At 71.3% G+C, this 19,275-nt stretch carries 20 protein-coding genes and 1 pseudogene; 18 read left to right on the top strand and 3 right to left on the bottom strand.

Features of this window, described 5'->3' with window-relative positions:
- Positions 1–175 precede the first annotated feature (175 nt).
- Complete coding sequence (locus tag KME75_RS46975) at positions 176–493, top strand: transposase family protein (protein WP_372452689.1); 318 nt, start codon at positions 176–178, stop codon at positions 491–493.
- 320 nt (positions 494–813) lie between these two features.
- On the opposite strand, the gene KME75_RS28635 is transcribed toward KME75_RS46975, so the two are convergent.
- On the bottom strand, positions 814–2,253 hold the full coding sequence (locus KME75_RS28635) for a PucR family transcriptional regulator (protein ID WP_219417998.1): 1,440 nt from the start codon (positions 2,251–2,253) through the stop codon (positions 814–816).
- Between the two features lie 144 nt (positions 2,254–2,397).
- Here KME75_RS28635 and KME75_RS28630 point away from each other — a divergent pair, with 144 nt between their 5' ends.
- The 9 genes from KME75_RS28630 (at position 2,398) to KME75_RS28590 (ending at position 11,343) form a co-directional block, all read left to right on the top strand.
- Positions 2,398–3,792 carry an APC family permease gene (locus tag KME75_RS28630; RefSeq protein ID WP_219417997.1) on the top strand — a complete coding sequence of 465 codons (1,395 nt, stop codon included), beginning with the start codon at positions 2,398–2,400 and terminating at the stop codon, positions 3,790–3,792.
- Positions 3,793–3,841: 49 nt separating this feature from the next.
- Complete coding sequence (locus KME75_RS28625; RefSeq protein WP_219417996.1) at positions 3,842–4,546, top strand: SDR family NAD(P)-dependent oxidoreductase; 705 nt, start codon at positions 3,842–3,844, stop codon at positions 4,544–4,546.
- Entirely contained in the window at positions 4,546–5,310 is a 765-nt protein-coding gene (locus tag KME75_RS28620) for an SDR family NAD(P)-dependent oxidoreductase (RefSeq protein WP_219417995.1), read from the top strand. The genes KME75_RS28625 and KME75_RS28620 overlap by 1 nt, the downstream gene beginning before the upstream one ends.
- Positions 5,311–5,327: 17 nt before the next feature.
- On the top strand, positions 5,328–6,314 hold the full coding sequence (gene speB, locus KME75_RS28615; RefSeq protein ID WP_219417994.1) for an agmatinase: 987 nt from the start codon (positions 5,328–5,330) through the stop codon (positions 6,312–6,314).
- Complete coding sequence (locus tag KME75_RS28610) at positions 6,311–7,192, top strand: polysaccharide deacetylase family protein (protein ID WP_308283171.1); 882 nt, start codon at positions 6,311–6,313, stop codon at positions 7,190–7,192. Before speB ends, KME75_RS28610 begins: the two co-directional genes overlap by 4 nt.
- 35 nt (positions 7,193–7,227) lie before the next feature.
- Positions 7,228–8,646, top strand: coding sequence for a sodium:solute symporter family protein (locus tag KME75_RS28605; protein ID WP_246633033.1), 1,419 nt, complete (start codon positions 7,228–7,230; stop codon positions 8,644–8,646).
- Positions 8,647–9,465: 819 nt separating this feature from the next.
- Positions 9,466–9,708 carry a hypothetical protein gene (locus tag KME75_RS28600; protein WP_219417993.1) on the top strand — a complete coding sequence of 81 codons (243 nt, stop codon included), beginning with the start codon at positions 9,466–9,468 and terminating at the stop codon, positions 9,706–9,708.
- Between the two features lie 109 nt (positions 9,709–9,817).
- Positions 9,818–10,909: a sodium:solute symporter family transporter gene (locus tag KME75_RS28595; RefSeq protein ID WP_219417992.1), complete on the top strand. Its 1,092-nt coding sequence runs from the start codon at positions 9,818–9,820 to the stop codon at positions 10,907–10,909.
- A gap of 158 nt (positions 10,910–11,067) precedes the next feature.
- Complete coding sequence (locus KME75_RS28590; protein ID WP_219417991.1) at positions 11,068–11,343, top strand: hypothetical protein; 276 nt, start codon at positions 11,068–11,070, stop codon at positions 11,341–11,343.
- 49 nt (positions 11,344–11,392) lie between these two features.
- Here KME75_RS28590 and KME75_RS28585 read toward each other — a convergent pair whose 3' ends face one another.
- Together KME75_RS28585 and KME75_RS28580 are read right to left on the bottom strand one after the other, a co-directional pair.
- Positions 11,393–12,067 carry a TetR/AcrR family transcriptional regulator gene (locus KME75_RS28585; protein WP_219417990.1) on the bottom strand — a complete coding sequence of 225 codons (675 nt, stop codon included), beginning with the start codon at positions 12,065–12,067 and terminating at the stop codon, positions 11,393–11,395.
- Positions 12,068–12,080: 13 nt separating this feature from the next.
- Complete coding sequence (locus tag KME75_RS28580) at positions 12,081–12,692, bottom strand: LLM class flavin-dependent oxidoreductase (RefSeq protein ID WP_246633032.1); 612 nt, start codon at positions 12,690–12,692, stop codon at positions 12,081–12,083.
- Between the two features lie 837 nt (positions 12,693–13,529).
- Between KME75_RS28580 and KME75_RS28575 the strand changes: the two genes are divergently transcribed.
- The 8 genes and pseudogenes from KME75_RS28575 to KME75_RS46970 form a co-directional block, all read left to right on the top strand.
- Positions 13,530–13,733 (top strand): hypothetical protein, encoded by a 204-nt coding sequence (locus KME75_RS28575; RefSeq protein WP_219417988.1) that lies wholly within the window; start codon positions 13,530–13,532, stop codon positions 13,731–13,733.
- Between the two features lie 363 nt (positions 13,734–14,096).
- Positions 14,097–14,495: pseudogene (locus KME75_RS43800) on the top strand (hydantoinase B/oxoprolinase family protein); the annotation flags it as partial.
- 111 nt (positions 14,496–14,606) lie between these two features.
- Positions 14,607–15,773, top strand: coding sequence for a sugar ABC transporter ATP-binding protein (locus tag KME75_RS28565; RefSeq protein ID WP_219417987.1), 1,167 nt, complete (start codon positions 14,607–14,609; stop codon positions 15,771–15,773).
- Positions 15,770–16,774 carry an ABC transporter permease gene (locus KME75_RS28560; protein WP_219417986.1) on the top strand — a complete coding sequence of 335 codons (1,005 nt, stop codon included), beginning with the start codon at positions 15,770–15,772 and terminating at the stop codon, positions 16,772–16,774. Before KME75_RS28565 ends, KME75_RS28560 begins: the two co-directional genes overlap by 4 nt.
- 38 nt (positions 16,775–16,812) lie before the next feature.
- The gene (locus tag KME75_RS28555) at positions 16,813–17,703 is read left to right on the top strand and encodes an amidohydrolase family protein (protein ID WP_219417985.1); all 891 of its coding nucleotides are present in this window, start codon (positions 16,813–16,815) and stop codon (positions 17,701–17,703) included.
- 97 nt (positions 17,704–17,800) lie between these two features.
- Complete coding sequence (locus KME75_RS45215; RefSeq protein ID WP_219417984.1) at positions 17,801–18,421, top strand: pyridoxal phosphate-dependent aminotransferase; 621 nt, start codon at positions 17,801–17,803, stop codon at positions 18,419–18,421.
- Positions 18,418–18,858: an aminotransferase class I/II-fold pyridoxal phosphate-dependent enzyme gene (locus tag KME75_RS45210; RefSeq protein ID WP_219417983.1), complete on the top strand. Its 441-nt coding sequence runs from the start codon at positions 18,418–18,420 to the stop codon at positions 18,856–18,858. The genes KME75_RS45215 and KME75_RS45210 overlap by 4 nt, the downstream gene beginning before the upstream one ends.
- Before the next feature lie 195 nt (positions 18,859–19,053).
- The coding region (locus tag KME75_RS46970) for a helix-turn-helix domain-containing protein (RefSeq protein WP_219418000.1) at positions 19,054–19,275 on the top strand (222 nt) is incomplete at its 3' end.

Genomic DNA, 19,275 nt, shown 5'->3' with positions numbered 1-19,275 from the left:
GGGCCACCGCGCGGTCGCCACCCGCTACGACAAGCGCGACTACATGTTCCGCGGAACCATCGACGTCGCCTCGATCAGGATCTGGCTCCGCGACCCCGTCCCATGATCCAAGGGACACGCTCTAGCCAGGTTCCGGGTGCTCGCCGCGGCGGATGCGGGCGGCGAGCTCGAGCTGATGATCGAGACCACGGCGGACGTCGTAGGTTGCCCGGAGTGCGGGGCGGTCGCCAGGGCGAAGGACCGGCGCGCGACCTCGGTCGGTGACCTGCCGATCGGTGGGCGGCCGGTAGTGCTGTGCTGGGTCAAGCGCGTCTGGGCCTGCCCTGCCCGCACCGGCGCTGCTCGCGCCGGACGTGGACCGAGCGCCATGATGCGATCGCGCCGCGGGCGGTGCTCACCGATCGGGCCGCTGTCGCGGCGCCCGCTCAGGTCCGGTCGGGCGCGACAGTCGCCGAGCAGGCGCGCGTGCTCGGGGTGTCCTGGCACATCGTGATGCGCCAGGTCCGCGGGCAGGGCGAGCCGTTGGTCGACGACCCGGCCCGGCTCGACGGGGTGACCGCGATCGGGGTCGACGAGCACGCCTGGCAGCGCACCGGGCTGCGCCACCACACCCGAAACGCGACCGGCATCGTCGACCTGACCCCGGGCCGGCCGGCGCGACTACTCGACGTGGTCGCGGGGTACCGGCCGCGCCACGTGCATGGCGGCCCCTTGGTCGTGCCGTCGGTGCACGTGCGGCGCCCCTGCGCTCCGGGCCACTGTGGACGGGCCCGACGACCGGCGAATCGATCTTCACGGCGTCTCTCGAAATCTTCACCGCGCCCGGTCGTCGCGGGTTCGCTTGGGCGTCGTCCGTTGCCGGTCCCATGCAGCGAGGGCCACCGTGAAGCAGATGCGGCTGTGCCAGTCCAACGGGTCGCGACCACTGATCTCGGCGACGCGCTTCATCCTGTGCCGCAGTGTGTTCGGGTGCAGGAACAGGACACGGGCAGTGGGGACTATGGAGCCGCCGCTTCCGATGAAGGCCCGCAAAGAGGGCACCAGCTGGGAACCGGTCCGGCGATCGTGAGCCAACAGGGGCTCGATCAGTTGGTCAAGAAACGGGCTCAAGGCCGCGTCCGGCAGCCGATCCAGTAGGGCGTCGACGGTGGCGAGCTCTGCCGAGGCGATCGGTCGGCCCCGCGCGGCGGACAAGGCCAACGCCTCGAGGGCCTCCCGCACCGAGCGCGCGAGGTCGGCGACCGGGACATGCTCTCCCGTGCCACAGGAGATGCCGTGCGCAGTCGCGAGAGCCGTGGCGGCCTCGGCGCGCTCGACGAGGACCACCACCGCGTCGCCGAAGGCCGCTCGCGCGGCCCCTGGCAGCAGGTCTCGAATTCGCGCAGTTTCCGCAGCCGGCCAGGCACTTGCGGCGAGGGGGGTGTCAGTTGCGATGCCGAGATGGTCCGCGACCGTGCGGGGCTCGGCAAGCCCGTCCACCACCAGCCCGAGTAGTCGACCAAGGTCCCGCTCGCTGCGGAGCATGCTCGCCACGCGCTCGCGCCTGTACAGCGCCAGCGGACGAGCCAGCTCCCGCAGCGTGTCGATGGCGGCGGTGGCGTCCGCCGCGCCGTCCCCGGGGTGCCACACGAGCCGCCCGGGCGGGTCACCCGGCAGGTCCACCCCGTGGGCTGTGCCATGGCTCGGCACCGATCCCGACGTCATCTCCGGGACGCCCAGCTGGTCGACGATCCGCAATCCTCCTCCCAGCTCTCGGGCGAGCATCTCGAGCACATCGGGGAGGTCCTCGAACCGAGCCATCGCGTCGAGGACCGTCGCCACCAGAGCGCCGGTACGGCGCGCGCCGGCCAGGCGCTCCACGACCCGGTGCTCCGCAAGCAGCTCGGTGAACGCCTGGAACGGCACCCCGTGCGGGACACTGAACAGCGGCAGAGAATGGCGATCACAGGCCTCGCGCAGGGCAGCCGGCACCTCGTCGTGGACGTCACCGATCCCCAACCCCAGGGCCTGGGCATGCGAGGACATCAGCTCCCGGACGAAGGACTCGCAGCGCTTCACTGAGGTCAAGGCGCTGCCCACGGTCAGGACCAGCTCCCCGCCGCGCAGGTAGCGCGCTGGGGCCAGAAGCTCGGTGCAGTGTGCCCAGCGGATGACCCGCCCGTGGTCGTCAGGACCGGCGACAAGGGCAAGCGCGAGTCCAGGAGCATCGAGCAACGCGCCCAGCGTGACGCCTTTCTCCTCCGGCACCGCCATCCTGCCCACCCGCCCTGGCTCGTTGTGCACCTGTACAAGGGGCACGACTGTAGTAGACGAATCTCCGAGAGTCGGACCATCTTCTTGTGTCGTCACCCGCGAAGGGCGTTGGCTACGCCGGGTCCGACCCACAGGGGGCAACCAATGGCATCGAGCGCTGAGCGACGGCTCAAGCGCGAGTTCAGCTTGTGGACCGCCTTCGCCTTCGCCTTCGCGTTCATCTCACCGATCGTCGCGCTCTACGCCATCTTCGGGCTGGCGATCGGCACGGCCGGCCCTGCCTTCTGGTGGAACTTCCCGGTCGTCTTCGGTGGTCAGCTGCTCGTGGCTCTGGTCTTTGCCGAGCTCGTGTCCCGCTGGCCGATCGAGGGCTCCATCTACCAGTGGTCGCGTCGGCTGGTCGGCGACGGCTACGGCTGGTTCGCCGGATGGGCGTACGTGTGGACGCTGATCATCGCGATGGCCACGGTCGCCCTCGGCGCGGCGGGGTTCGTCATCAACATCATTGGCATCGACACGCCGAGCGGCGCCCAGCAGGTTGGCATCGCCTCGGTGATCCTCGTCCTGGGCACGGCGGCCAACCTCGTCGGACGCACGGTGCTCAAGGTGCTGATGTCGGCGAGCATCATCGCCGAGATCATCGGCTCGGTCGGGCTGGCGATCGTGCTCCTGTTGTTCCACCGCGTCCAGCCGCTGAGCGTGCTCTTCCAGGGCGCGTCCGAGACCGCACCGGGCACCTACCTCGCGCTGTCCGGGCCGTTCCTGGTCGCGATGGCCTTTGTCGGCTGGTCCTTCGTCGGCTTCGAGAGCGCCGGGGCCATCGCCGAGGAGGTCAAGGAGCCACGACGGAACCTGCCCAAAGCCATCATCTTCTCCCTGACCTTCATCGCGGCCGTGGTGATGTTCTCCAGCCTTGCCATCATCCTGGCGATCCCCGACCTGGACGCCGTGCTGTCCGGCGAGGACCCGGACCCCGTCTACTCCACGCTCGTGGCCCAGCTCGGGATCGGCATCGCCAAGCCCGTGCAGGCGTTGTTCGTCATCGGCTTCCTCGCCAGCTTCCTCGCCCTACAGACCTCGGCGTCGCGAGTGATCTGGTCCTACGCCCGCGACCGGGCGCTGCCGGCGTCCTCGGTCCTGTCCCGGCTCTCTGCCCAGGAGAGGCAGCCGGTCGTCGCGATCACCGTGACCGCCATGGTGGGGATCACGCTCTTCCTGCTCAGCCTCTTCGCGACGGACGTGTACACGATCATGGTGGTCTTCACCAGCGGTGGCTTCTACATCGCGTTTCTGTTCCCGCTGCTCGGCGCGGTCCGGGCCCGGATGACCGGCCGATGGTCGCCGGGCCGGTGGAGCCTGGGCCGGGCCGGGCCGTGGTACTGGGGCTCGCCGTCGCGTGGGCCGTCTTCCAGTTTCTCAACATCGCCTGGCCGCGGGCACTCAACGAGGAGCGGTGGCTGGACTGGGCGTTCTGGATCGTGGCTGGCGGGCTGGGCGCCGTGGGCCTGGTCATCTTCACCAGGGTCCGCCCTCGGATGACGACGTGGGCGGGCGACGAGCTCGACGCGGTCCAGCCACCGGCGGGGCGATGAGTCCCGACATACGCCGGCTAGCCGTCGTGTCGGGCGCGGCGAGCGGCATCGGGGCCGCGTGCGGCGCGGAGTTGCGGGCCCGCGGCTGGGCCGTGGCCGGGCTCGACCTGGTGCCCTCGGCAGAGGTGGACCTCGGCCTGGAGGTCGACATGACCGACCTGGCGGCGGTGAGCGCGGCCGTCGAGCGCACCACCGCCGTGCTCGGCCCGGTAGCCGCGGTGGTGTCCGCGGCGGGGCACTACGCGATGGCGCCGTTCGAGGACATCACCCAGGAGTCCTGGCGGCGGATGCTGCGCGTGCACCTCGGCGGGCTGCTGCACCTCGCCCGGGCCACCGTGCCGGGGATGGCCGCCAGGGCAGCCGGGTGCATCGTGGCGATCGGGTCGGAGCTCGGCATCGGCGGTGGCGACGGCGACGCGCACTATGCGGCGGCCAAGGGTGCCCTCCACGGGCTCGTACGCAGCCTCGCCGTCGAGCTGGCCGGGCAGGGCGTGCGCGTCAACGCCGTGGCCCCGGGGCCCAGCGACACTCCCCTGCTTGGGCCCGACTCCCCGTGGCGTGCCCCCGACTGCCTGGCGACGCTCCCGCTCGCGCGGCTGGTGCGCCCGGCGGAGGTGGCCCGCTCGGTCGCGTTCGTCGTCGAGGAGGCCACGTTCATGACCGGTGAGGTCGTCTCCCCCAACGCCGGGGCGGTGATCTGATGGCGGGCATGCTCGCCGGCCGCCTCGCCCTGGTCACCGGGGCCACCCAGGGCATCGGCGCTGCCACAGCGCGCCGCCTCGCCCGTGAGGGCGCGCTGGTCGCCGTCAACGGCCGGGAGCGCAGCGCGCGAATGGAGTCCGTGGTCGCCGAGGTGGACGGCATCGCCGCTCCCGCCGACCTGGCCGAGCCCGAGCAGGTCCGGGCGCTGGTGGACCGCCTCGTCGACGACCACGGCGGGATCGACGTCCTGGTCGCCAACCACGCGTACATGACCATGGCGCCTCTGGTCGAGCATCCGGTCGAGGACTGGTGGCGGGTCGTGGACACCAACCTCGGCGGGACGTTCACGGCGGCGCAGGCAGTGCTCGCGGGCATGCGGGCCCGCGGCGGCGGGCGCATCGTGGTGATCACATCCGAGTGGGGTGTGATCGGCTGGCCGGGCGCCACGGCATACTCGGCCTCGAAGGCGGGTCTCATCGCGCTCGTAAAGACCCTCGGTCGCGAGCTGGCGTCCGACGGCGTGCTCGTCAACGCCGTCGCGCCTGGTGTCATCGACACCCCGCAGCTGGAGGTCGACGCGCGAGATGCCGGCGTCGGGCTGGCCGAGATGCACGAGCGGTACGCCCGGGACATTCCGATGGGACGCATCGGCCGCGACGAGGAGGTGGCCGCGGTGGTCGCCCACCTCTGCGACCCGGCGGTCGGTGCCTTCACCGGGCAGGTCCTGGCGGTCAACGGCGGATCCACGCGCGGGCGCGCGTGAGACGGGACGGGAGGACCATGGACGGCGCCGAGAACGGCCCAGGTCAGCACCACGAGCACGCCGGTGGCATCGTCGGGCAGGTGGACGCGCTGCAGGTCCCCCGCTACGCCGGGTTCAGCACCTTCGCGCGGCTGCCGCGGATCGAGGACGTCGCCGACCATGCCGTTGCCGTGGTCGGGGTGCCCTTCGACAGCGGAGTCACCTACCGACCGGGTGCCCGGTTCGGCCCGGGGTGCATCCGCGAGGGCTCGCGGTTGCTGCGGCCCTACAACCCGGCCCTGGACGTCGCGCCGTTCCGGACGGTGCAGGTCGTGGATGCCGGGGACATCGCCGCGAACCCCTTCGACATCGAGCAAGCCCTGGCCGCGGTCAGGACCGGGGTGCGCCGGCTGGCGCACGGCGGACGCCCTGTGGTGGCCCTCGGCGGTGATCACACGATTGCGCTGCCGATGCTGCGGGCGATGGCCGACCTGCATGGTCCCGTGGCGCTGGTGCACTTCGACGCCCACCTCGACACCTGGGACACCTACTTCGGCGCCCCCTACACCCACGGCACCCCGTTCCGGCGGGCGGCCGAGGAGGGGCTGCTGGTCAAGGACCGCAGCGCCCACGTGGGCATCCGGGGCTCCCTGTATGACCCCGCGGACCTCGACGACGACGCCCGCTTCGGCTTCACCATCGTCCACGCCGACGCGCTCGAGCACGCCGGCGTGGCAGAGGTCGTCGAGCGCATCGCCCGTCGGGTCGGCGACGCACCGGTCTACGTCTCCATCGACATCGACGTCCTGGACCCCGCGCACGCCCCGGGGACCGGCACGCCGGAGGCAGGAGGGCTCACCAGCCGCGAGCTGCTCGGGATCCTGCGCGGAATGAGGGACCTCGACGTCGTCGGTGCCGACGTGGTCGAGGTGGCACCCGCCTACGACCACGCCGAGATCACCGCGGTGGCCGCAGCCAACGTCGTCTACGAACTCGTGTCCATCTTCGCCGCGGGGAAGCGGTGAGCCGTCCGCTGATGCGTCCAGCCGAGCCCGTGGCATGGCCCGAGGGGCGGCGGGCCGCCGCGGCGTTCACCTTCGACCTCGACGCGGAGTCGGTCGTCCTGGTCGCCGACCCGTCGATTGCGGGCCGGATGAGCGTGATGAGCCACCAGGCCTACGGCCCGCTCACCGGTGTGCCGCGGCTGCTGCGGATGCTCGATCGACATGGCGTCCGCTCCACGTTCTTCGTGCCCGGTTACACCGCCCACCGCCACCCGGGGACGGTCTGCGAGATCGCCGCCGCCGGACACGAGATCGCCCACCACGGCTACCTCCACGAACCCCTGGCCGGGGTGGCCCCCGAGGCGGAGGCGTCCTACCTCGACCGCGGCCTGGCCGCCCTGGAGGAGGTCACCGGCGTCCGCCCGGTCGGCTACCGCGCCCCTATGTGGGAGCTGACCTGGGCCTCCCCGGCGCTGCTCGCCGACCGGGGGTTCCGGTACGACTCGAGCCTGATGGACTCCGACCACCCCTACGAGCTCGCGGTCGACGGCACTCGCTCGCTGGTGGAGATCCCGGTCAACTGGGGCCTCGACGACTGGGAGCAGTACTGCTTCATCCCGGAGGTCGCGGGCACGGGCCTGATCGAGAGCCCACGCAAGGCCCTGGAGATGTGGCGGGCGGAGTACCACGCGATGCGAGAGGAGGGCGGCTGCTTCGTGCTCACCGCCCATCCCTTCCTCTCCGGCCGCCCGTCCCGTGCCGCGGCGCTCGAGGAGCTCGTCGCCGAGGCGGCGGGCGACCCGGCGACCTGGGTGGCGTCCCTCGCGGAGATCAGCGCGCACGTCCGGTCCTTGGCGCTGGAGCCACGGAGCGTCCGACGACCTGATCCGACCAACTGACCCGACCGAAGCCTCGACGACGCCAAGGAGCGCCCATGGGTATCGACGCAGCGGTGATCGGGCTCTACCTCCTTCTCATGCTCGCGGCCGGATGGTGGGGCCTACGCCGGGCTCGCAGCAGCGAGGATTTCCTGCTCGCAGGCCGCCGGCTGGGCCCCGTCCTCTACGCCGGCACGATGTCCGCAGTGGTGCTGGGCGGCGCCTCCACCATCGGCGGGGTGCGGCTGGGCTACCTCTACGGCATCTCGGGCATGTGGTTGGTCCTCATGCTCGGGCTCGGCCTGATCACCCTCAGCGCCGCGTTCGCCCGCAAGCTCAGCCGGATGCGGGTCTACACGCTGCCCGAGATGCTCGAACGGCGCTACAACGCCCCCGGACGACTGATCGGCGGCCTGGTCATGACGGCCTACGACCTCATGGTCGCCGTCACCGCGACCCTGGCCATCGGCACCGTGGTCGACGTCCTCCTCGGCGTGCCACGTATCCCGGCCATTCTCGTCGGTGGCGGCATCGTGGTCGTCTACTCGGTGCTCGGAGGCATGTGGTCCATCACGATCACCGACATGCTGCAGTTCGTCATCATGACCATCGGGATCTTCGCCGTGCTGCTGCCCGTCGGGCTCAGAACCGCCGGCGGGCTCGACGGCCTGCGCGGGAAGCTGCCGGGGAGCGCCTTCGACCTCACCGCCATCGGCGGCGGCACGATCACGACGTACTTCCTCATCTACTTCTTCGGGATCATCATCGGCCAGGACATCTGGCAGCGGGTCTTCACCGCCCGCGACGCCAGGGTCGCGACAGTCGCCGGGGTCGGCGCCGGCGTCTATTGCATCCTCTACGCCGTCGCCGGTGCTGTGATCGGGATGTGCGCCGCGGCGCTCTACCCCGGGCTGGAGAACCCCGACAAGGCGTTTGCCACCATCGCCGACGGCATCCTTCCGGTGGGGATCAAGGGCCTGGTGCTGGCCGCGGCGCTGGCGGCCGTGATGTCGACCGCCAGCGCGTGCCTGTTGGCGTCGTCGACCATCCTCGCCAACGACGTCTACGGCCGGGCCGTGCGCGGGGAGGACGCCGTGCGCACGGTCGGCGAGAACCGGGTCTGGACTCTGGCCTGCGGCGCGGTGATGGTGGTACTGGCCGTGCTCGTCCAGGACGTCGTCGCAGCGCTCACCGTCGCCTACAACCTCCTCGTCGGTGCCCTGCTGGTCCCGGTCGTCGGTGCCCTGCTCTGGCGGCGGGGCACGTCAACCGGCGCACTCGCCGCGATGTGCGTCGGCAGCGTTGTGGTGGTCGCCCTCATGGCGACCCAGGGCCTGCTCGCCAACGAGCCCATCTACTACGGCCTGGCCGCGAGCGCTGCCACCTTCGTCGTCGTCAGCCTTCTCACTCCAGCCACCGACCCGACGCGGCTGGCCGCGTGGGACCGGCGCCTGCGTGGCGAGCAGCTTGCATAGGGGGCAGGAACCATCATCGTGGCCCATTCCCAGCCAGCCTGGCCATCAGCACCGGCCACGGCTGCACGAGACCTACGCACACGGCCGCCTTGCCGATGCTCCACGCGCCCTCGATATTGTCATCGCCCACCGCGCCCAGAACTCGTCCGTCGATCTGACGGGTGTAGGGGTCGCCTAACAACCTGCTGTGGTCGAGCCGTTCGCCTTCTTCCTCTCGGCCGCCCGGATGGGCCGGGCGACGGCGGCGGCGAAGAGTTCGCGCCGCGATACGATGTTCCGAGGGTGGCCCGCGTGCCCGAGGCGCAGCGCGACCGGCTGGCAAGGGCCACCTGCTGCGGAGGGAGTGCCGGGCGCCGGCAAGGGCCCTCGCGCTGTACGACCTGCCTGTCGTCGACGAGGTCGTTGAGTAGGGATCCGGACGATGCCGTCCGCGGCGGTCAGGCCTGCTCGCCGACCGCATCGTCCCCAAGAGCGACCGCGCAACGTTCGTCTCGAGCTGTCCACGCCAGAGGACGTGGCTCCGCCGGTAACGCGTCAACGGGGCAACGTGCTGAGTGAGCCTTCCGAGTAACCGGTCGTCGCAGTGCGTGATCACTCGGTTGGGTCATCAGGTGGTGCGCTGGCGGTCGTGATGGAGCAGGACCAGCGCGGCGGTGACTCCCGGTGAGTTGATCGACGCTTGCTTCTCCACTGTGGAGAGGAGAGCGTCATGGTCAAGGTGTTGCGATCGATCGTGTGTGGTCCGCTGGAGCCGCACGTGATCGGGTTGCAGAGGGGTTGTTGCGGCAGGGCTACTCGCGATCCTCGGCCGAGCAGCACGTGTGCTTCATCGCGCATCTGGACCGCTGGATGCAGGCCGAGGGTGTCGGCCTCGACGCGCTGAGCGGCTCGGTGCTCGAGCGGTATCTGGCGCAGCGGCGGGCGGCGGGGTATGCGGAGTACCGGTCGATGAAGGCGCTGGAGCCACTGCTGGAGCACCTGGCGCCGTTGGGCGTGCTGCCGATCCCGCCGCAGGGTGCGCCCGGCCCGGTGGAGGATCTGCTGGGTCGCTACCGCGGCTGACTGCTCGGCGAGCGCGGCGTGACCGCCGGGACGGCGCGCGGCTACGTCGGCTGCGTACGGGCCGTTCGTCGCGACCCGGGCGCGCGGTGACGGGCTCGACTGGACCAGCTTGACCGCGGCCGATGTCACCGCGTTCGTGCTGGCCGCCTGCCCGGGCCGGGCGGTCGGGTCAGCGAAGCTGATCTGGATCGGCTCGGTCGTCGTGGCCGCCTACACGATCGCGGGCGGGATGCTCGCCGCCGTCTGGACGGACCTGGTCCAGGGCCTGTTGATGATTGTCATGTCGGTGGGCCTGTTCGGCCTGGCCGTGAGCCGAGCCGGCGGCTGGGGCACGATGCTGGACACGATGTGGGAGCACGATCCCTCGCTGCTGTTCGCAGTCGGCACCAAGCCGCTCACCTTCATCGTCGGCTTCGCGATCATGATCCTCTTCGGCGCCGCGGGCCAGCCACGGCTGCTCACCAAGTTCCTGATACTCAAGAACGAGAACGAGCTGCGTTGGGGCGCCGCGGTCGCCGGCATCGCCTATGCCGTGACGACCCTGTTCAGCCTGGGCGTCGGCCTCTCCATGCGCGCCATGACAATCGGCGGCGAGGCCGAGGAGCTGGCGAACATCGACAACAACGCCACGCACTTCCTCGCCACCATGACGCATCCGGTGGTCGGCGGCCTGGCGCTGACCGCGCTGCTCGCCGCGATCATGTCCAGCGCCAGCAGCTTCATCACCATCGGCGCCTCCTCGCTGACGCGGGACCTGGTCGGTGGGCTCGGCATCACCGTCCGACGCGAGCTGCTGTGGGGACGCGTCGCCAGCGGCGCCGTCGTCCTGGCGGCCCTGCTCTTCGCGCTCTACCTGTCGGAGCTGATCTTCCTGCTCGGCGCCATCGGATGGGCGGCCTTCGGCGCGGCCATCTTCGGCCCCTTGGCGCTCGGACTCTACTGGAAGCGTGCCACCGCCACCGCGACCATCTGGACCATCGTGGTGGCGCTGGGCAGCAACCTGCTCATCACCGTGCTGAGCAACCAGGGCTGGGTCGCCCTGCCCGGCTACTTCTACCTCGGCGGGGTGTCGATCGTGGCCAGCACACTCGTCTTCATCGGGATCTCCTACCTCACAGGCACTCCCAGTGACGCTCGGCGCCTGGAGGAGCTCTACGGCGAGCCGCACTCGGCGGCCGCCGAGCCGACGCCCCGGCTCTGACCTTCGCACCCGCACCGCTTCGACCCGAGGACGACGACCGTGAAGACCGAAGATCGACCTCATCATGATCGGATGCGCCGGGCTCCTCGGCCTCCTACTGATCGGCATGATCACCGACATCTGGCAGCTCGCCTTACTACCCGATCCCGCTGCTCGTCATGAGCCTGCTCGCGCTGGGGTCGCTCAACCGGAAGAACAACTGGGGGCCGACCCTGCTTCCGCTCGCCGCCTTCGGCGTAGTCCTCGTGGGCCTGTTCGGCTGGATGGGCGCGACCATCTTCGATGACGGCCGGCTGGGCGGGATGCAGACGGCCCTCGGCGTCCTGTACTACTTCCTCTGGCCGTTCGTCACGGTCTTCTCCGGCCTGCTGTACGCGCTCGTCTACAGCACATGGCTGCGGAAGGACGTCGACGTCGCGCCGGTCGACGCCTGATCCTCGAGCACTCGACGCCGAGCCCTCCAGCCAGGCCCACGCCACCCGCTCAGGTCCGCTTCGCCCCGATTCGGTGCACGAACATGTCGTAGTACTGGTTGGCGATCTGGAACGCGTTGAGCCGCCCGCTGCCCTGAAACCACTGGTAGGTGTAGTTGTGCAGGCCGAGCCAGGCGCGCACGGCGAGCCGCACGTCGCCGATCTCGAACTCACCCCGCTCCACCCCCTCGCGGAGGATGCGCTCCACCGTGGCCTCGTACCTGTGGCGCTTCGCACGGAAGTCGGCAGCCTCCTGGCCGCGGAGCACCCGCCACTCGTGCAGGAACACCCAGACGTGGTCCGGGTACTGGGTGATGATCCTCATCAGCTCGATGCCCAGCATGCGCAGCATGCGCAGCCGCTCCGACGCCGGGGCCTGCAGGTCCTCGATATCCCGCGCGCTCTGCAGCACCTCGGCCATGACCCGGTCGTGGATCCTGAGCAGCAGGTACTCCTTGCACCCGATGTAGTGGTACAGCGCGCCCCTGCCCATGCCCACCGCTTCGCACAGCTCGGCGATCCCGGTGGCGCTGTAGCCCTGCCGGGCGAACAGCCGTGCGGCGATGTCGACGATCTCCTGCTGCCGCTGCAGCCGGCGGCCGCCGGGGCGCTTCCCGGAGGCCCCCCGGCCGCCGGACTGCCGGACGCCCGGACCGTCGGCACCCGCACCCGTCACCCTGGCCATCGTGTCCCGGCTCCTAGCTCCGCGCCCGCAGCTCGGGCCCGCCCTCGATCTCGTCGCTCACGGGCGCCGCTGACCCCGCCGTGGTGGCCGACGGGGTCAGGATGTGGATGACGTCGACGGCGAGGCGGACCGCCGCCGGGATGCTGCCCGGGTCACCCACCGGGTAGACCACCAGCGGGTCGACGCCGGCGTCGCGCCACTCCTGCACGCGGCGGGCGATCGACTCCGCCGGGCCCTGCAGGACGAGCTCACGGGCCGCCTCGGTGGCCACGTGCCCGGAGCCACCGAGACCCATTCTGACCAGCGAGCGTCGATACGCCGGCAGCTCGGCGTAGAAGGCCGTGTGGGCACGGGCCTGGGCCGCGGCATCCGGCCCGGCGGCGATCCGCACGTACCCGCCGACCGGCACCGGGGCTCGACATGCGTTGGCGGCTGCCGCCGCGACCGTCTCGATGCTCGCACCGGCCGAGTCGGGGGTCGTCCAGTTGAGCAGGACCCCGTCGGCGAGCCGTCCGGCGAGGGCATCGCGTCGCCGAACGGGCGCCGCCAGCGCGGCACCTCGCGCCACACGACGAGTCCGGCGTTGAGCGCGCCGACCAGCAGCTGGCCGGTGTCGACCTCGCAATGCGGCCGAAGGCAGGAATCGGAGGCGTCGCGCTCAGCGGGGGCCGCGGCCGCATGCCGAAGTCCGCGCCGGTCCGCGTGGCCAGGGTGTGCCTGAGCTGATTCGCCGACCCGCGGGAGCCTACCTGTTCGCGGTGGCCGCCCTCGTGGCCGGTACGGTGCTCGACCATCCGCACGGCCGGCCGGGCTGGGGGAGTCGATGAACCCCGCCGCGGACCCGGTCCCTCGTGGCCGGCTGTGGCGGCGTTCACCGAGCTGCCGGTGGTCGAGCAGCTCGCGGTGAACCCCGCGGTGCACCCTTTCGTGTCCTGGCTGGTTGCCACCCGGCGGCTGCGGCCGAGCGCGGACTACGATCGCCGATCGCACGGTAGCCGAGGAGTACTTCACGGTCTCGGAGAAGGTCGAAGCCCGTCTCCGCACCCCGGCCTGTTCTCGGCGCTCGGCCTCGTCAGCTCCGACCAGGTCTATGGGGACAGCCGCAGCTCCTACGTCATGCTCAACGCCGAGGCCGCCGAGTCGATCAACAAGGTCTACCGGCAGATGGAGGACAAGCTCCGCGAGCGCTTCAGCGGGAACGACTCCGACATGGAGTTCGTCCGCAGCATGGATGCCCGGCTGGCGGGGCAGACGTGGGAGACCCCGTTCGTCGCGGTGCCCTCCGGGGAAATCACGCCGGAGAAGGTCGACGAGATGATCGAGAACTTCCACCAGGTCTACGAGACCCGGGCCGGCAACCGGTTCGACGGCCTGCCCGTGCAGGGTGTCACCTACCGCGTCGAAGCCGTGATGACGACCGACAAGGTCGTACCCCCGGCTGCCCGCGGGCGATGGTGGCGTCGTGCCACCGGAGTCGGCCTTCGAACTGAAGTACCTGACCGACGAGCCGATCACCACCGGCCGCTACCAGCGGGAGAAGCTGAAGGCGGGCGATCGCCTGGTGGGGCCCGCGGTCATCCACGAGACGCTCTCGACCACCTTCATGCTGCCCGGCCAGGTGGCAGTGGTCGGCGAGTACGGCGAGATCCCGATCACGAGGGCCTGAGGAGGCGACATGACCGACAACGGACACACTCCGATCAAGGATCTGAGCGACGCCGAGTTCGAGGCCCGGTACTCCGCCGACCGCTACACGGCGACCGTCCTGTCGAACCGCATGCGCTACATCGTCGAGCACATGTGCACGAACCTGCTGCACCACGCGTTCTCCGGCATCCTGCGCGACTGGTACGACTTCGCGCCACCATCTCGGGCCCGCCCGCGGCGAACTACCCCATGTCCACGGTCTCAAATAGCCTGGTGCTGTTCTCCGGCGCGATGGAGCACGCGGTGCGCAACGCGGTGGAGGAGTTCGGCCCGGAGAACCTCCGGCAGGGCTACGTGCTGATGGTCAACGACCCCTACCGGGGGCGGGAACCACGTCAACGACATCTGCTTCATCCGCCCGGTCTTCCACGACGGCGAGATCGTCACCTTCGTCGCACTGCGGGCACACCAGCTCGACATGGGTGGGGTCGTGCCGGCCGGCTTTTCCGCGGTCAAGAAGGACGTGTACGAGACCGGCCTGGTCATCCCGCTGTCGCCGACTTCTGCTCAGGAGGTGCGGGATGAACTCGGGAGGCCTGCTCGGCCGGACCACCGCGACCATGGCGCCGCTCGTAGGGCTGGCAGTGGTGCTCGTGCTGGCCGCGGTGACCACCCCGAGCTTCTTCAGCCTCGACGTGGCCCGCCTGGTGCTGTTCCAGATCGGACTGATCGGGATCACCGCGGTCGGCCAGACCCTGGTGCTGCTCGTCGGCGGGATTGACCTGTCCATGCGGGCCCGGCGAACAGCTCGGTGCCGCGTTCGGGCCTGCGCGACGACCCTGCGCCGGGAGCCGCCGCTGTCGGTCTTCCCCGGCACGACCGACGCCACCTGGTGCCACTCGTCGAGGAGCGGACGCAGGTCCGCGACGTGCTGGCCAGGGTCGGGCTGGGCTCGCTCGACCCGGCCGTGCCCGCCGGGGAGCTGTCGCTGGCCAACCAGCAGCTCGTCGAGATCGCCAGGGCGCTGGTCCGGCGCAGTCGCGTGGTCATCCTCGACGAGCCCTGGGCGGTGCTCTCCGGCGACAAGCTGGCGGGCCTGCACGCCGTCGTCGCGGAGCTCGCCGCGCAGGGCAGCGCCGTCGTCTACATTTCCCATCTCCTCGACGAGGTCGCCGCGCTCGCCGACGACGTCACCGTGCTGCGCGACGGTCGGCACGTCTCGACAGGACCGGCAGGGGGCTACCCGGTGGACCGGATCGTCACCGAGATGGTCGGGCGCAGCGTCGACTCGATGTTTCCGCCCCGGCCGGAGCCCGCGCCGGACGTGGTGCTCAGCGCGCGCGGGCTGATGCCGCGCAGCGGGAGCCGGGTGCTCGCGCCGGTCGACCTCGAGGTGCGGGCCGGCGAGATCGTGGGGGTCGCCGGGCTCGTGGGCTCGGGGCGCAGCAGGTTGCTGCGCACGCTGGCCGGTGTCCACCCGCGCGAGGCGGGCGAGGTCGAGGTGGACGGGCGGCGCGTCGGCGCGTCGCTGCGGGCCGCGATGGCGGCCGGGGTCGTCCTGGTACCCGAGGAGCGGAAGACCGAGGGGCTGGTCCTGGACCTCTCGGTCGCGGCGAACGCCACGCTGAGCACGCTCTCCGAGGTGGCGACACTCGGCTGGCGCTCGGCGCGCGCCGAGCGGGCCGCGGTCGCCGTTGAGGCGGACCGGCTGCGCATCCGGGCCGCGGACCCCGACCAGGAAGTGCGTCAGCTCTCCGGGAGCAACCAGCAGAAGGTCGCGATCGCGCGCTGTCTGCGGGTGCACCCGCGGGTGCTGCTGCTCGACGAGCCCACCCGGGGCGTCGACATCGGGGCGAAGGCGGAGATCTACCGCATCATCACCGAGCTCGCGGCCGCCGGGATGGCCATCGTGCTGGTCTCCAGCGAGCTGCCCGAGGTGCTCGGGCTCGCTCACCGTGTGCTGGTCTGCCGGGGGGGCCAGGTCGCGGGTGAGCTCAGCGGAGCCGAGATGAACGAGGAGAACGTCATGCACGTCGCCGTCGGGTCGGGCCGGTTGTGAGCGGGCCGGGCGAGGCACTCGCCGACGCGGGGGCCACAGATCAAACGCAGCCGCGGGAGCCGCGGATCGGGCTGAGCCGGCTCATCCGCGACGGGGTGGCCGCGTGGCTCGTCGTCGCGGTCATAGTGCTCGGGCTGTCGGTCGTCGAGGGCGGCGGTTTCTGGTCGGCGCCGCATCTCGCCACGGTCCTCACCGCCACCGTGGTGCTGGGCCTGGTGGCGCTGAGCCAGCACCTCGTCGTGCTCTCCGGGGGCATCGACCTGTCGGTCGGCTCGACGGCGACGCTGTCCGCGCTGCTCACCGCGGTGCTGATCGACGGATACCCCATCCGTACGGTTCCCGTCGTGCTCGCCGTGCTCGGCGTGGGGCTGCTGGTCGGAGTGGTGCACGGGTTGTTGGTGGCGCGCGTCGCGCTGCCCCCGTTCATCGTCACGCTGTCGACGTTCTACGTGCTCCAGGGCATCGCGCTGCAGATCAGCAGCACCCCGGCCGGCCAGGTCAGCTCCGACCTCAGTGCATTGGCCCTCAACCGGATCGGGCCACTGCCCTACTCGCTGGCTGTGCTCGCGCTGGCCGTCGCGGCCGCGGCGTTCCTGCTGTACCGCACGGTCTGGGGACGGCACGTGTTCGCCGTCGGCGGCGACCCCGCGGCGGCCCGGTTCGGCGGCATCCGGATCAACCGCGTGCTGGTTGGGGTCTACGCGGCCGCCGGGGTGCTCGCCGCTATGGCCGGGATCCTGCTGGCGGCGCGGGCGACGATCGGGTCCCCCACCGCGGGACAGGGCCTGGAGCTGTCTGCGATCACCGTCGTCGTGATCGGCGGGACCTCGTTGCTCGGTGGCAAGGGCAAGCTGATCGGCACCCTGGGTGGGGTGATGCTGCTCGCGCTGGTCAGCAGCTCGATCACGCTGCTTCAGCTGCCCTCGACTATCACCGACTTGGTGCGCGGCGCAGTGATCATCGCCGCGGCGGCGGTGTTCGTCAGCCGGGCGCGGCGATGACGACGGGGACGGCGGGAACGACGGGGAGCACCCCCCGCGTGGACGCCCACGCGCACGTCTTCCGCCCGGTCGCGGCATCGCCGCGGGGCTGCGACGACCTGGCGCCCGCCGAGCGCGACGCGCCCGTCGAGGAGTTGCTCGTCGCGATGGCTGGGGCCGGGGCCGCACACGCCGTCCTCGTGCCGCTCGACGGTGCGGACGACTACGTGGCCGAGGTCGTCACGGAGCGTCCCGCGACGTTCGCCGGGATCGCGGTGGCCACTGCGCCCGAGCAGGGCCGCACGCCCACCGATCCGGTGCGGGCCCTCATCGAGCGGCGGGCCCGCTACCCGTTCGTGGCCCTGCGCAGCGGCTGGCTGGGCGACCCCGGCAGCGGCGCGGCCGCCTCCCCGATGCTGCCTGTGCTGAGGGACCTCGCCGAGGGCGGGATCGCGCTGTGGAGCTACCTGCCGCCCGACCAGCTCCCGCTGCTGCACGAGGCCGTGCGGCTGGTGCCGGAGCTGCGCGTGGTACTCAACCACCTCGGGTTCATCCCGCACGGCATGTGGATCGACCGGCACCGCCGCCCACGGTTCATCGATGCGCTCGCTCCCCCGCTGGTGGACGACCTGCTCCGGCTCGCCGACGCGCCCGCCGTGCACCTGATGGTGTCCGCGCAGTACGCCCTGTCCGCTGACGACCCGCCCTATCCCGACCTGTTCGCCCCGACCCGGCGGCTGGCCGCGGCCTTCGGCCCCGACCGGCTGCTGTGGGGATCGGACTTCCCATGGCCCGCCGTCGTGCCCGGGTACCGCACCCTGCCCGACCTGGTCGCGGCGGCGCTGCCGGACCTGACCCCGACCCAACTCACCGACGTACTGGGCGGCAACGCCCTGCGGTTGTTCGCCGGGCACTTCGCGGCCCACCCTCCGCGGAAGAAGGAACACTGATGCCCGAGCTGGCACCATCGGCAGAGCGGATGCCCCGGTCCGGCATCCGGGAGATCATGGACCTGGCCTGGGGGCTAGGCGCGGGCTGGGCGGGCCCGTGATCGGTCTGCACGTGGGCGAGCCCAGCTTCTCCCCGCCCGGGCACGTGGTCGAAGCGGCCCGCGCGGCCTACGCGGCCGGTGACACCCACTACGTGCCGAACGCCGGCATCGTCCCGCTGCGCGCCGCCGCGGCCGAGAAGATCGCCACGATCAACGGGTTCGAGGTCGCCGAGCAGCAGGTCGTGATCTCGGCGGGCGGGGCGCAGGCCCTGCACGTCGCGCTGTCGCTGGCCGTGTCGGCTGGCGACGAGGTGCTCATCCCCGACCCGGGCTGGCCGAACTACGCGATGGCGGTCGGGCTGCTGCAGGCCACCCCGGTGCGCTACCCGCTGCGCGCGGAGAACGGCTTCCTACCCGACCCCACCGAGATCGCCGCGCTGGTCACCGACCGCACAAAGATGATCATCGTGAACACGCCGTCCAATCCGCTGGGCACGGTGTGGGGCGCAGACGTTGTCGAGTCGATAGTCCGGTTCGCCGACCGCCACGACCTGTGGCTGCTCTCCGACGAGTGTTACGACGCGCTGACCTTCGGCGTCGAGCACGTCAGCTCGGGCCGGTTCGACACCGAGCAGCGAGTGCTAAGCGTGTTCAGCTTCTCCAGACCTTCGCGATGACCGGGCTGCGGGTCGGCTACCTGGCCGCTCCGGCCGCCATCTCGGCGGCGGGCGCCAAGCTGCAGGAGCCGCTGATCGCCTGCGTGAACGCGCCGGCACAGGCCGCCGCGCTCGCCGCGCTGCGCGGCCCGCAGGACGCGGTGCGCGCGATGCGCGATACCTACCGGCAGCGGCGCGACGCTGCGATCACGGTCCTGGAGGAGCTGGGCATCCGGCACCTGGTTCCGCACGGCGCGTTCTACCTGTGGATCCATCTGGCCGAGCGCAGCGGCCCAGACGTGGCGGCCTGGGCGCTGGAGCTGCTGTGCACCGAGCGGGTGGCAATCGCCCCCGGCACCGCGTTCGGCCCGGTCGCCGAGGGGTGGGCGCGGCTGTCGCTCGCCGCGGACACTGACGACCTGATCGAGGGCATCCGCCGAATCGGAGGACGGCAGTGAGCGCTCCCGCCCGCCGCGAGATTGGACCGGTCCTGCGCGCGACCGGCGTCGTCGCGATCCTGCACGCCCACCGCGACACGCACCTGGGCCGCGGTGTGCGACGCCCTTGTCGCCACAGGCGTCCGCTGCCTGGAGATCACCACGAACACCCCTAGTGTCGTGTCGTAACTACGTTTACGGTTGGGACAATGAGGCATGTCGGTTGCTGCGCCACTGCTGCTTCGTGAGGGTGACCGGTCCCGGTTGGAGTCGTTGATTCGGTCGAGTTCGGTGCCGGCCGGGCTGGCGGTGCGGGCGCGGATCGTGTTGCTGGCCGCCGAGGGGCTGCCCAACGCCGAGATCGCGCGCCGGACCGGGACCAGCCGACCGACCGTGCTGGGCTGGCGAGACCGGTATGAGACCGGCGGGATCCGGGCC

This window comes from Pseudonocardia nigra (genome assembly GCF_019396355.1).
GTDB lineage: Bacteria > Actinomycetota > Actinomycetes > Mycobacteriales > Pseudonocardiaceae > Pseudonocardia > Pseudonocardia nigra.
This window is presented reverse-complemented; position numbering and strand designations above follow the sequence as displayed.